The following is a 12776-nucleotide window of genomic DNA, read 5'->3' on the forward strand; positions in this document are numbered from 1 at the left end:
ACCGTCCAGGGCTTTGGTAGGCGTCTGACTTCCATCCCCGCCAGAAAGCAGGAGCGGGACGGGATGGCGAGTCAGGGTTGGAGCTTCTGTCTTCGCGTGGCGTCCCCGGCCTCATAGGGGCGTGCGAAGCGGCCCGCCAGGAAGTGGCAGTAGGGCTCCGGCACACCGTAGAAGAACCAGCGCGGCGGCTGGGGCCTAAACCGGTCCAGGCGCTTCCAATCCACTTCCTCACGCATCAGCAGGGCTCCTCATCGTTCAGGGTGGCGGGCTCCACCAGGCCGCCGAAGTCCCACTCCATGATGAGGTAGTTGATTGCGCTGATGTCGCGCTCGGTCGGTTGGCGACCCGGCGGAGGTATCCACTCCCAGCCCCGCGTCAGCGTGTAGCCGGCCGCCTTGAGATGCGCCTGGGCGTTGAAGTCGCCGCCGTCATCCGGCCCGGCATCGCACCATTCGGCGTGAAGTTCAGGCGGTCCGCTCGGCATCAGCTGCAATCCCGATTGATGATAAAATCGAGGATAGCACAGCTGCGGGAAAAGGAATATACAAGAGAAACAAGCCGCTGCGGAGCAGCCCTGGCGGATGGGGTGGGATTCGAACCCACGGTGAGCGTAAACCCACGGCGGTTTTCAAGACCGCTGCCTTAAACCACTCGGCCACCCATCCGGAGCGGGGGCTATAGCAGCGGACGCGCGGCATCTCCACCGCAACGGTCGGTTAACCCTGCCGCAAACTTCCGCAGGCAAGCTCGACGGCCGAGGGAAGCTGTCGAGAACACCATCATGCCCGTCCTGTCAGCCAAGGCCCTGCGCCTGGTCCGTCTGGCCACCGTGCTCTGCGCCGGCGCCTCGCTCGCCGCCTGCGCCAGCGTTCAGCCGAAGTACGCCACCAACCAGACCGGCGGCGCGGGCGCGCCGCGGCCCAGCGGGCAGGGCGTCTACAAGGTCGGAAAGCCCTATCAGATCAACGGCGTGTGGTATTATCCCAGCGAGCAGCCGAACTATAACGAGACGGGCGTCGCGTCTTGGTACGGCGACGCCTTCCATCTGAAGGCGACGGCCAACGGCGAGCTGTTCGACATGAACGCCTTCACCGCCGCCCACAAGACCCTGCCGCTGCCCTCCATCGTCGAGGTCACCAACCTCGACAACGGCAAGAAGATGAAAGTGCGGGTGAACGATCGCGGCCCGTTCGTCGGCGACCGCATCATCGACATGAGCTACGCCGCGGCCCAGGAGCTCGGCTTCGACCGTAAAGGCCTGGCCCGCGTGCGGGTGAAGTACGTCGGCCCGGCCCCTGTGGGCGGTCCTGACCCGTTCCTGACCTACGCCAAGGCAGACGCCCAGCGCCGCTATCAGCCGGCGCCGCTCAACGTGACGCCAGCCGCGCCGCCGGCGGCGGCTCCCGCGCCCTATCGCAACGACAGTTTCCAGGTGGCCAGCGCCGCGCCCGTCACAGCATCCAAGCCAGTGCCGCTCGACGCGGCGGTCGCCACCTCGCTGAAGGCGCAGGTTCCCGAATACCGCCGACCGTCGTCCCACGCGCCGCTCACCGGCGAGGCCTTGCCGGACATCCGACCGACGGCGCGAGCGGAGGGCCCGGTCGCCCCCTCGTCGCAACCCGACGTCTACGCGCCTGCGCCCGCCGCGGTGGCCAGCTCCGGCAGCGACTCGGGCTTCCGCATCCAGGCGGGCGCCTTCGCGGAGCGGGCCAACGCCGAACGCGCGGTCGCCCAGCTCTCCGGGGCCGGCGAGGCGGTGATCGAGTCGCTCGCCCTGCGCGATGGCGGCTCGCTGTGGCGTGTGGTGCTGCCGGGGCCGGCCGACGAAGCCGAAGCCTACGCCCTGCGCGATCGCGTGGCGGAGATCGGCTTCGCCGACGCCCGCGTGGTCCGCGCCTTCTAAGGGGCGGGCGCTAGACTTCCGCGCCGAACTGCCCTTTCTGGAGGGCGTGACGCGCGGACAGTTCATCACCTTCGAAGGCGGCGAAGGCGCCGGCAAATCCACCCAGGTGAAGCGCCTGGTTGCGCGCCTGCAGGGGCAGGGGCGGGAGGTCGTCGCCACTCGCGAGCCCGGCGGCTCGCCGGGCGCGGAGAGCATCCGGGATCTGGTGCTGAACGGCGCCGCCGACCGCTGGAGTCCGGTGACCGAGACCCTGCTGATGTACGCCTCCCGGCGTGACCACATCGAGCGAGTGATCCGCCCGGCGTTGGAGCGGGGCGCATGGGTGGTCTGCGATCGCTTCGCCGACTCGACCCGCGCCTACCAGGGCGCCGGCGGCGGCACGGCGCCCGAGCTGATCTCAGCGCTCGAGACCCACATCCTGGAAGGCACGCGCCCGGACCTGACCTTGGTCTTCGACCTGCCCACCGAAGTGGGGCTGGAGCGCGCCCACGCCCGCGCCAGCGGCGAGATGCGCTTCGAGTCCAAAGGGCTGGCTTTCCACCAGCGCCTGCGAGACGGCTTCCTGGCCATCGCTCGAGCGGAGCCCGATCGCTGCGCCCTGATCGACGCTTCGCCCACCATGGACGATGTGGAGGCGGCCGTTTGGTCGGCCGTGTCCCAGCGCCTTTCCATCGATGCCTAGCCTGGACGTCCCGCACCCGCGCGAAGTCTTCGAGCTGCAGGGCCAGGCAGGCCCGGAAGAAGCCTTCGAGGATGCCCGCGCACGCGGGCGCCTGCACCACGCATGGCTGCTGACCGGCCCTGAAGGCGTCGGCAAGGCGACGTTCGCTTACCGCGCCGCCCGCCGGCTGCTAGGCGCGCCCCCCGACCGCGCTCACGGCGTACTGGGGGCCTCGCCGGAGCATCCCGTCAGCCGCCAGATCATCGCCCGCGCCCATCCCGATCTGCTGGTGCTGGAGCGGGTTGGTGAGGACGGCAAGCCGCGCAAGGTGATCCCGGTCGACGACGCGCGGAAGCTCTCCGAGTTCTTCTCCAAATCGCCAGCCAGCGCGCCGCATCGGGTGGCGATCATCGACGCGGCTGACGACCTGAACGTCAATGCCGCCAATGCTTTGCTGAAGACTCTTGAGGAGCCGCCGCCGCGGGGCGTGCTGCTGATGGTCTCCCATTCGCCCGGCCGCCTGCTCGCCACCATCCGCTCGCGCTGCCGCCGGCTGGCGTTCGGCGCTCTGGGCCTGGAGGAGGCCGCCGCCTTCGTCCGCGCCCGGGGCGACTTCAACATGGAAGAGTCGCTGCGCCTGTCGCGCATGGCAGGCGGCCCGCCCGGCAAGGCGCTCCAGCTTGCCGCGGCGGACGCCCTGGCCATGGACGACGCCGCCCGCGCCTTGTTGGAACACCTGCCCCGCGTGGATGAGGCGTTCACCCTATCGCTCGCTGACCGATTCAAGGGCGGTGAAGGCCAGGCGCAGTTCAACCTGCTGTTCGACCGGTTGGCCGAGCGCGTCCACGGCCTTGCCGCCAACGCCGCGGCCCAGAGGATGGGCGCGCTTGATCGCTGGGCCCAGGCGTGGGAGACGCTGCAGCGCCTGCCCAGGGAGGTCGAGGGGCTGAACCTCGACCGAACCGACGCCCTGTTCGCGGCGCTGAACGAACTGCGCCAGGCGGCTCGCGCCTGACGGCGCGCCACAAGACAGAGCCGATGCTGATCGACAGCCACGTCAACCTGCACGCCCCTCAGTTCGACGAGGATCGGGAGGCCGTGATCAGCCGCGCCCTGGCGTCCGGCGTGCGCCTGATGGTCAATATCAGCGACAAGGTCTCCAACTTCGACAAGGTCCGTCTGGTCGCGCAGCACCCGGACATCTGGTGCACCGTCGGCACCCACCCGCACGAGGCCAAGGAAGATCCGGACCTTGCCCCGGAGACCCTCATCAAGCTGGCCGGCGACCCGCGTGTGGTCGGCATCGGCGAGTGCGGCCTCGACTTCCACTACGACCTCAGCCCACGTGACGTGCAGGCCAAGGTGTTCCGCGCCCATGTCGCCGCGGCGCGCGCCACGGGCCTGCCCCTGGTCGTTCACACCCGTGAGGCGGACGAGGTCATGACGCAGATCCTGGAGGAGGAGTACGCCGTCGGTCCCTTCCGCCTCCTGATGCACTGCTACACCTCGGGCGCTGAGTTGGCCCGCCGGGCCGCAGCCCTTGGCGCCTGGTTCTCGGTGTCCGGCATCGCCACCTTCAAGGCGGCGGAAGACGTGCGCGAGGTGATCCGCGAGATGCCCGCCGACCGGATCATCGTGGAGACCGATTGCCCGTACCTGGCGCCCGTGCCCTACCGCGGCCGCCGCAACGAGCCCGCCTTCTTGCCCCACGTGCTGGCGAAGCTGGCCGAGATTCGCGGCTGGGATCTGGCCGAGGCTGAGCGTCGGACCGAAGACGCCTTCTTCGCCCTGTTCGATCGGATCCCCCGCCCATGAGCATCCGGCTGGAGGTGACGATCCTCGGCTGCGGCTCCTCCGGCGGCGTGCCGCGCGCCGATGGGGAATGGGGCGCGTGCGACCCCGCCAACCCGAAGAACCTTCGCAATCGCTGCTCCATGATGGTCCGCCGGCTTGGAGACACGCCGCTGACCTCCACGACGGTCGTGGTCGACACCTCGCCGGACTTCCGCATCCAGACCGCCATGGCCGGCGCCAAGCGCCTGGACGGCGTTCTGCTGACCCATGATCACGCCGACCAGGTGCATGGCCTGGACGACATCCGCGCCTTCTTCATCCGGCAGGGCGCCCGCATCCCGGTCTGGATGGACCCGCCCACGTCGCGGACCCTGTTGGGCCGCTTCGACTATGTCTTCGAAGGGCAGGGCGGCTATCCCGCCATCGCCCAGCCGCACCTGATCCCGCCGCACGGGCAGGCCTGGACCGTCGACGGGCCGTCAGGCGCCATCCCCGTCGTCACCTTCGACCAGGACCATGGCGAGATCCGCTCGGTCGGTTACCGCTTTGGCGACGTGGCCTATTCCAGCGACGTGGTGGATCTGGACGACGCCGCGTTCGAGGCCCTCGCAGGCCTGGATGTCTGGATTGTGGACGCGCTGCGCCGGCGCCCCCACCCGACACATGCCCACCTCGACCGCACCCTGCAGTGGATCGAACGGGCGAAGCCGCGGCGCGCCATCCTCACCAACATGCACGTCGATCTCGACTACGAAGCTCTTCGCGCCGAACTCCCGACAGGCGTCGAGCCGGCCTACGACGGCCTTCGCTTTGTACATGAGGTAAGCGAGGCAACCGCATGAAACGATTGCAGATCGGCTTTCTTGCTTCTGGCAACGGCTCCAGCGCCTGCGCCATCATGGACGCCATGGCGGCCGGTGATCTGGCTGCCGATCCGCGCCTGATGGTCAGCAACATGAAGACGGCCGGCGCTCTGGAAGCGGCCCGGGCGCGCGGCGTGCCCGCTCTTTGCATTCCGACCCAGAAAGACCCGCAGGCCGCCGACGCCCGGATCGTCTCCGAGATGGAGGCCCACGCCGTCGATCTGATCGTCATGAGCGGCTACCTGCGCCGCCTCGGCCCCAAGACCCTGGCGCGCTACGCCGGCCGCATTATCAACATCCACCCCGGCCCGCTGCCCCGGTTCGGCGGGGAAGGGATGTACGGCCGCCGAGTCCATGAGGCGGTGCTGGCCGCCGGCGTGCCGGAAAGCGGCGTCGTCATCCATGTGGTCGACGAGGAGTATGACCACGGTCCTCAACTGGCGACCCGCGCCGTGCCCGTGCTGCCGGGCGACAGCGCCGAGGACCTCGAAGCTCGGGTGAAGGCGGCCGAGCCGCCGTTCTTCGTCGAGACCCTCCGCCGCATTGCCGAGGGCGCCCTGCAACTGCCCCAGCCGGCGAGCTCGCAGCCCTAGGCGCCCGCCCGCGGAAGGCTCATGCTGAAGCCATGAAGGGGCTTAACGACATCCTCCAGAAGACCCGCGCGGCCTCCCAGAGCCGCACGGGTCCGTCCTGGCCGCGTCGGCGTGTTCCGCCGCCGCCCAGCGGCTCCCAAGCCGAACCTGCGGGCTTTGCCCATGTGCGGCTGGCTGTTGAAGACGATAGCGAAGCAGTGGCCCGCTTCTTCGGCGAAATGCCTGCCAGCGCCGCGGGCCGCGGCTGTGAACGCCTGAGGATCCTCGCGCTCTCCGGTGGCGGGGCGGGCGGTGCGTTCGGCGCCGGCGCGCTCGTGGGCCTGACCCGCGCCGGGGCGCGCCCGGACTTCGACATGGTCACCGGCGTCAGCACCGGCGCCCTGATCGCGCCCTTCGCCTTTGTGGGCTCCGCCTGGGACGAACGCCTGGAGGACGCCTACACCGGAGGGCTCGCCGCCGAGCTGCTGGCCATCACCGCCGTGCGTCCTGGCGCTAGCCTCTACCCCAGCGATCGGCTGACCGCCCTGGTTCGCAGTCACATCGACGCCGCGCTGCTGGAATCCGTGGCAGAGGCGCACGCCGCCGGCCGCCGCCTCTTCATCGCCACCGCTAACCTCGACGCCCAGACCACCTCCATCTGGGACATGGGCGCGATCGCCTCCGTCGGCGGGCCCGAGGCCCTGCAGCTGTTCGAGGATGTGCTGGTGGCCTCGGCGAGCCTGCCGGGCGTGTTCCCGCCCAAGATGATCAAGGTGGTCAGCGGCGAGGACGCCTTCGAGGAAATGCACGTCGATGGCGGCGCCATCAGCCCGCTGTTCGTGGTGCCCGAGCCCATGATCCTGCGCCGCGCCCGGGACTGGGCCGTGGGGGGCGTCGAGGTCTACGCCCTGGTGAACACCACCTTGCACCCCAGCCCCAAGACCACGCCCGTGGGCGCGCTGCCGGTGCTGGTCCGCAGCTTCGAGCTGATGCTCCGCTCGTCCTACCGCAGCGCCGTCCGGTCGGTGGCGGCCTTCTGCGAGATCAACGGCTTCGAGTTCCGCTCCGCCTGCATTCCCACGGACTTCACCGGCATGAGCATGCTGCGGTTCGACCGCAGCCTGATGTCGCGCATGTTCGCGGAAGGCGCCGCCCTGGCCGAAGCCGGCCGGCTCTGGACCCGCCTCGAGTAGCGAACGGCGGCGCTTTTCAGCCTGGGATAGGGAAACGCCGGACGCTGCCGACGTTGTCTTGAGACAAGCGAGAGGTCCCGATGGCGAAGAAGCGCAAGAAGAACTCCGTGCCCAAGCGGCTGGCCGGCGTGAAGATCCCCAAGCCGCTGCGCAAGGGCCTCAAGCGCCTGGCCGCCAGCCAGGACGGCCGAACGGTGCTCACCGAAGCGCTGGCTGCGGCCGGCGCCGCCTTGATCGCGACCCAGGTCCTGCCCGGTTCGGCGGCCCGCCGCGCAGCCAGCAAGCACGCCCCGGCCGCCAAGGCCGCCGCCAACAAGGCGGGCGCGCGTGTCGGCGGCGCGTTCGAGGAAGCCGCTCGTGTCTTCGCCGAGGCGCTGCGCGCTCGGACGAGCCCCGCGATCGCGAGCGACTCGACGCACTAGCCCGGGCGGCCGCCCAGCCCGCGGATCAGGAAATGGCGGAAGGCGCCATCGAGCTCCGGACTGGGCGGCCCCAGGACCCCCCGACGGGTCGGCGGCAGATGAGCCGCCGGGTCGCCGTCTGCGCGGAACACGTAGTGCTCGAAGAAGGCGCGCCAGGCTTCGCGACGCTCGGGCGGCAGGTTTCCGATCGTCCAGATGGCATGCGCCAAGGCCTCGAACGGCGAGCCTGAGGTCGCGGGGCGCGGATCCCACCAGTAGTTCACCAGAACGTTCAGCGGCCCCTTGGACTGCACGCTGTGCCACCACAGCGGCGGGATGTAGATGGCGTCGCCCGGCTCGAGCTCGGCCGTGTAGGCGTTCGCCAGCGCTTCGGCGTAGCGAGGGAAGGCCTCCAGATCGGGCGCGATGGGCGAGACCATGCTGGTGGGCTGCCCAGCCACGGTGTTCTCCAGCGGTCCCACATAGAGGTTCGCGACCTGGTCCGGCGGGAAGAGGGTGAAGGTCCGCCGCCCGCTCGCGACGCAAGCAATGTTGTCGGACATGTCGTAGTGCGCGGCCACCACGCTGGCGGTGCCCAGCCAGATGCGCGGCGCCACCGTCTCCGGCAGCAGGGGCATCGGCAGCTGCGCTTCCAGCCCCGGCAGGTGCTGCGGAACCGGGGTGGAGCCCAGGTACACCGAATAGGGCGCGTCCTCTTCCGGCAGGTCGACCAGCCGATCCAGCGTCGCGCCGATCTGGGCTGCGTGGCGCTGGAAGTTGAAGCCGGAAAGATCCTCTCGGTAGAAGAACCGCCCCTGCAAGCCCGCCGGCTGGACGAAGGCCTCGGTCGGGCGGCCGTTGTCGAACGGCTTCAGATAATCCCGCACCGCCTGGGGCGACGTCCGGCCCGCCGTCACCAGCGGCCAGTCGGCCACCAGCCCGCGGAACACCGCCGGCTCGTAGCGGGCCTGAACCTCGTCGCGGAAGCGCTCCGCATCCAGGTTCGAGACCTGCCGAACCCTAAGCTCCGCACTCATTTCTGCCGCCACAGGTTGTTTAAGCCACTGGTTGCGACAGGCCAGACACACGCCTGTCGCGGCGCTTCAGTATCACGGAATGGCTCCAAGTCCGGGGCTAGTTCGCGCGTAGAGTTTCCAATGGCGTCCCCCACCTTCGGCCTCAACACCCGCCCCGCTTTCGACCTGCAGTTGTTGGGCGAGGAACGTGAGCCGGTGCTGGTGGTGGACAGGGTGCTGCAGGAGCCGCAGCGTCTGGTCGACTACGCCGCTGAGACCGCGAGCTTCGATCCCGTAATCCCGGGGCGGAACGGCTATCCGGGCGTTCGCTCGCCGGCGCCCCTTGGCTATGTGCGCGATGTGGTCACCGCCCTGCGTCCTGCGATCGATCAGGTGTTCGGGCTTGAGGGCGTCGCTGCGCCGGCGCGGGCCGAATGCTCCCTGTCCATCGTGACCCTGCCGCCGGACCAACTGCTTCCCGCCCAGCGGATGCCGCACGTTGACACCGTCGACCCGCTGCAGTTTGCGGTGCTGCACTACCTCTGCTCGGACGCCTTCGACGGCACCGCCTTCTACCGCCATCGCTCGACGGGCTTCGAGACCATCACCCCGGAGCGCGAAGCGCCGTTCCACGCCCGACTGGACAGCGAGGTGGCCGCCTGTCCGCCGCCGCCCGCCTATGTGTCCGGCGACACCGAGCTGTTCGCCCAGACGGGCAGGGTGGAGGCCCGCTTCGACCGCCTGGTGGTCTATCGCAGCCGCCTGCTGCACTCCGGCCAGATCGATCCCCAGGCTCAGCTCAGCCCCGATCCGCGCAAGGGCCGGCTCACGGCCAACATCTTCCTGAACTACCGCGCCCTCTGACGCGCAAAAGAAAAGCGCGCCGTCCCGGAGGACGGCGCGCCAGTCAGACAGCCTTCTTCAGGCCGCGGCTTACCAGGTGCCGCGGATGCTGAAGGTGTAGCGACGATCGTACAGGTGCCACGAACGGGCGCCCGTCAGCAGTTCGTCGTTCAGCACCGAGCTGGTGCGCAGCGTGTTCGCCAGCAGGTTCACGCCTTGCACGCCCACCTTGATGTGGTCGTTGACGGTGTAGAAGACCGACGCGTCGAGCGTGCCGTAGTCTTCCTGCATGATCGGCGCGTAAGGCACGATCACGTCGCGCACCGTCAGCAGGTACTTCGAACGCCAGTTGTAAGCCGCGCGCACCGACAGCGGACCCTTCTCGTAGAAGGGTGTGATGTTGAAGGTGTGCTTGGACAGGCCTTGCAGCGGCAGAACGGCGATGTCGACGTTCGTCCGGTTGCCGCTCGTCACCAGCGGGTCGGTGTTCGACAGGGCGCTTTGGTTCACCCCTTCGGACTCGACGTAGGTGTAGTTGGCGTTCAGGCCCAGACCGCTGAACAGACCCGGCAGGAAGTCGTAGGTCTGCTGGTAGGCCAGTTCGAAGCCCTTCACCTTGCCGGTGCCTTCGGAGTTCACCGGTTGGGTGATGATGCCTTCGAAGGTCGCGCCGTTGTTCGTGAAGCTCGAACGCGACAGGCCGCTGATGACCACGTCCTTCAGGCTCTTGTGGAACAGCGACAGGGTGAGCTGACCCACCTTGGAGAAGTACCACTCGAACGAAGCATCGAGGTTCAGCGCCTGCATCGGCTTCAGCTGCGGGTTGCCCGCTTGCCAGTTAAGCCCTTGCAGGGTGCCGTTGACGATGTCCTGCGCGTTACCGCCCAGGTTGATGTTGTAGTAGTTGCGCAGCAGGCCGACGTCCGGCGGCGTGATCGACTTCGACACGCCCAGACGAACCAGCTTACCGCCGCCGAAGTCGACCCTCATGTTGAAGCTCGGCAGGACGAAGTCGTAGCTGGTGGACTGGCTGTTCTCCACCACGGCGCCGTTGGCGAACGCGCGGGCCTGGTTACGAACCGCCGCCGGCAGCTCGCAGAACGGGGTCAGGGTCTGGCCCGGATCCAGCACGCGGGTGCAGTCGGCTTCGCTGGCGAAGTTCGAAAGGCCGAACGACTGGAAGCCGCGCGATTCACGTTCGTACTTGGTGTAGCGGACGCCGATGTTGCCGGTGATGTTGATGCCGTTCTCGAACCGGTGGCCGTAACGCAGCATGGCGTAGGCGGCCTTGTTCGTTTCCTGCATCGGGTTGACTTCACCCGGCAGGAACGGCGTCCCAGCAATCACGCCCGGACGTTGGGCAAGCGGCAGCCAGTAAGCGTTTTCGGAGTACGGACGCCACTCGTTGGCGAGCAGGGTGCCGAGTTCGCGATAAAGGCCGTGGTAAACCTCGACCGGGTTCGCCGCGAAGTGCAGGCGAGGCTGGCCGTTGATCGCCGACGGAACTTCGCCGCGCATGAAGTTATCGAACGCCCAGGGCTCGAAGTACTGCGTGACGGGCGCGCCGCCGCCCACCGGGCTGCCTTGCGGGTTCGGCACGCCGTCCACGGGATCGGACAGCCACACCGGGCCGCCGCCGCCCCACTGCTCGCTGATACGGCCCCAGTTGTAGGTGGTGAACTGGGTGTTCAGCTCGCGATCGGCCCACCGCACGCCCGTGCGGACGGAGCGGAGGAAGCCGTCTTCGTCCGGGAACTTGTATTCCACGTCGAAGCGGACCGCGTCTTGCTCGGCCGAGCTTTCCTCATAGTGGTCCATGAGGGCGCGCGGGAAGTTGTTGTACGGCGAGGTGAAGCTGTTGTTGGGCGGGTTGAAATAGGTTGGGCAGGTGTCCGTACCCGGCGGGGGGCAGGTGGGAACCACGCCGTTGTTGGACGGGGGCAGGAAGGTGATGAGCGGGATGTCGTTGCCGCGCATCTCGATTTGGGCGTTCTGGTAGGTGGAATTCCACCAAGCCGCGTCGAGGTTCCGAACCTTGGCCTTCACGTGCTGCAGGTCGAGGTTGAACGACCAGGCCTCCGTCGGCGTCCACTTGAAGTTGAAGCCGATGTCGGTGTTGCCCGTACGCTGGTCAACGCCACGCGTGGTGTTGTTGCTTTGCAAGCCGTAGATCGGCGTGCGCGCATCGACGCCTTGGTTCTGGTCGTCACGCCAGCCGGTGTTGCCCGAGATGACGCCGTTGGTGAACAGGCCATCGTCGCCGAATTCCAGGGTCGTGCCCGCCACGCCGAACGAGTCGCCGTTGGACGTCACGTTGTCCGTCGTGATTTCGAGCGCGTGCTCCGTCCAAGCCTGCCGGGCTTCCGAGCGGAGGAACTGCAGGGTGGCGACCATGGTCCGGTCATTGTTGCGCCATTGCGCGGCCGCGCCGTAGCCCTGACGGGTGCGGTTGAACTCTTGCTGCTGGTTCACAGCGCCCCGCGGCAGATAAACCTGGCGGGTGCCGGGCGGCAGCGGAGCATCAGTGCGCGGGATCAACTGCCCTTGGGCGTCCAGGCCGCGCAGGGCCCAGTCGGAGATCTTCTGGCCGTCCGAACGGGTAGCCAGTTCGGAGTGGACATAGTTCAGCAGCAGGCCGAACTCGCCGGCGCTGGAGTCCCAACGGTTGGAATAGAGCAGCGACCCGGTCGGCTTACCCTTCTTGCGGAAGTCGCCGTAGCTGTACTCGAGCGAGCCGGCGATCAGTTGGCCGGCTTGGTCGAACGGAACCCGCGTGCGCAGGTTCACGGTGCCGGCCGTACCGCCTTCGATCATGTCGGCGGACTGGTTCTTGAACACGTCGACGCCGCCCATCAGCTCGGACGGGACGTCCTGGAAGCTGAGGCCTTGGCCGCTGGTGGCGCTGAACGCGTCGCGGCCGTTGAACTCGCCGCGAACGAAGGTCAGGCCGCGGATCACGACGCCGGAGCCTTCGACCGAGAAGTGGTCCGGGTCGTTGCCGGCGGCGAAGCGGTCGATGGACACGCCAGGCACGCGCGACAGCGCTTCGGTCACGGAGCGGTCGGGCAGGGCGCCGATGTCGTCGGCGGTGATGGAGTCGACGAAGACTTCCGCGTTCTGCTTGATCGACTGGGCGTTCTGCAGGCTGGCGCGGATGCCGGTGACGACGACTTCTTCGACTTCGCCTTCAGGAGCCTGCGTCGCGTTGACGTTGGCCGTTTGAGCGAAAGCCGCGCCGCCGGTCATGGCGGCTAGAACAATGGCGGAGGCGCCGCAGCGCAGCGCATACGCCAGCTGGCCCCGCGAATACTCGCGAGGCGAATCAAAACCTTTGGACACTCTTCCTCCCCTTTTTCAGTGACGCTAAACCGTCATGGACGGAATGACATCGCTGTCATTCTGCACGTTCCGTTTATCGTCGCCAGGATGGTTGCGCTACCATCGTTGAAGTTCAAGCGGTTAGAAGAGGGTCGCCCCACAAAAGCCGAGGACAGTGCGACATTGCTGCAACGGGTCCGCAACGCAGGCGC

Annotated in this window: 13 protein-coding genes and 1 tRNA gene; 9 read left to right on the plus strand and 5 right to left on the minus strand. The window is 68.1% G+C overall.

Translation table 11 applies throughout. The features are described from left to right. Window positions 1-71: 71 nt before the first annotated feature. From DJ018_RS19230 to DJ018_RS13435, 3 genes are all read right to left on the minus strand, one after another. Entirely contained in the window at window positions 72-236 is a 165-nt protein-coding gene (locus tag DJ018_RS19230; RefSeq protein ID WP_165842922.1) for a hypothetical protein, read from the minus strand. Further along, window positions 236-484, minus strand: a complete 249-nt coding sequence (locus tag DJ018_RS13430; protein ID WP_133254300.1) for a hypothetical protein — start codon at window positions 482-484, stop codon at window positions 236-238. Before DJ018_RS13430 ends, DJ018_RS19230 begins: the two co-directional genes overlap by 1 nt. Window positions 485-575: 91 nt before the next feature. Continuing rightward, a tRNA-Ser gene (locus DJ018_RS13435) sits at window positions 576-665 on the minus strand. Window positions 666-781: 116 nt separating this feature from the next. On the opposite strand from DJ018_RS13435, the gene DJ018_RS19565 reads away from it, so the two are divergent. The 8 genes from DJ018_RS19565 (at window position 782) to DJ018_RS13475 (ending at window position 7408) form a co-directional block, all read left to right on the plus strand. Next, window positions 782-1903: a septal ring lytic transglycosylase RlpA family protein gene (locus DJ018_RS19565; protein WP_111515477.1), complete on the plus strand. Its 1122-nt coding sequence runs from the start codon at window positions 782-784 to the stop codon at window positions 1901-1903. Window positions 1904-1949: 46 nt separating this feature from the next. Beyond that, window positions 1950-2585 carry a dTMP kinase gene (gene tmk, locus DJ018_RS13445; protein WP_111515478.1) on the plus strand — a complete coding sequence of 212 codons (636 nt, stop codon included), beginning with the start codon at window positions 1950-1952 and terminating at the stop codon, window positions 2583-2585. Next, window positions 2578-3579 (plus strand): DNA polymerase III subunit delta', encoded by a 1002-nt coding sequence (locus tag DJ018_RS13450; protein ID WP_111515479.1) that lies wholly within the window; start codon window positions 2578-2580, stop codon window positions 3577-3579. Before tmk ends, DJ018_RS13450 begins: the two co-directional genes overlap by 8 nt. Before the next feature lie 23 nt (window positions 3580-3602). Then, window positions 3603-4379 (plus strand): TatD family hydrolase, encoded by a 777-nt coding sequence (locus tag DJ018_RS13455; protein ID WP_111515480.1) that lies wholly within the window; start codon window positions 3603-3605, stop codon window positions 4377-4379. Beyond that, a complete protein-coding gene (locus DJ018_RS13460) occupies window positions 4376-5200 on the plus strand; it encodes an MBL fold metallo-hydrolase (RefSeq protein WP_111515481.1) in 825 nt (274 codons plus the stop codon). Before DJ018_RS13455 ends, DJ018_RS13460 begins: the two co-directional genes overlap by 4 nt. Continuing rightward, window positions 5197-5814 carry a phosphoribosylglycinamide formyltransferase gene (purN, locus tag DJ018_RS13465; RefSeq protein WP_111515482.1) on the plus strand — a complete coding sequence of 206 codons (618 nt, stop codon included), beginning with the start codon at window positions 5197-5199 and terminating at the stop codon, window positions 5812-5814. The genes DJ018_RS13460 and purN overlap by 4 nt, the downstream gene beginning before the upstream one ends. 32 nt (window positions 5815-5846) lie before the next feature. Then, window positions 5847-6986 carry a patatin-like phospholipase family protein gene (locus tag DJ018_RS13470; protein ID WP_111515483.1) on the plus strand — a complete coding sequence of 380 codons (1140 nt, stop codon included), beginning with the start codon at window positions 5847-5849 and terminating at the stop codon, window positions 6984-6986. An 80-nt stretch (window positions 6987-7066) separates the two neighbouring features. After that, entirely contained in the window at window positions 7067-7408 is a 342-nt protein-coding gene (locus tag DJ018_RS13475) for a hypothetical protein (protein ID WP_111515484.1), read from the plus strand. Here DJ018_RS13475 and DJ018_RS13480 read toward each other — a convergent pair. Further along, complete coding sequence (locus DJ018_RS13480) at window positions 7405-8424, minus strand: cupin-like domain-containing protein (protein WP_111515485.1); 1020 nt, start codon at window positions 8422-8424, stop codon at window positions 7405-7407. The genes DJ018_RS13475 and DJ018_RS13480 overlap by 4 nt on opposite strands. Window positions 8425-8544: 120 nt before the next feature. On the opposite strand from DJ018_RS13480, the gene DJ018_RS13485 reads away from it, so the two are divergent. Next, window positions 8545-9267, plus strand: coding sequence for a DUF6445 family protein (locus DJ018_RS13485; RefSeq protein WP_111515486.1), 723 nt, complete (start codon window positions 8545-8547; stop codon window positions 9265-9267). 69 nt (window positions 9268-9336) lie between these two features. Here the strand turns inward: DJ018_RS13485 and DJ018_RS13490 are convergent, their stop codons facing one another. After that, window positions 9337-12585, minus strand: coding sequence for a TonB-dependent receptor (locus tag DJ018_RS13490; protein WP_240609549.1), 3249 nt, complete (start codon window positions 12583-12585; stop codon window positions 9337-9339). Window positions 12586-12776 lie beyond the last annotated feature (191 nt).

This window comes from Phenylobacterium deserti (genome assembly GCF_003254705.1).
Taxonomy (GTDB): Bacteria; Pseudomonadota; Alphaproteobacteria; order Caulobacterales; family Caulobacteraceae; genus Phenylobacterium; species Phenylobacterium deserti.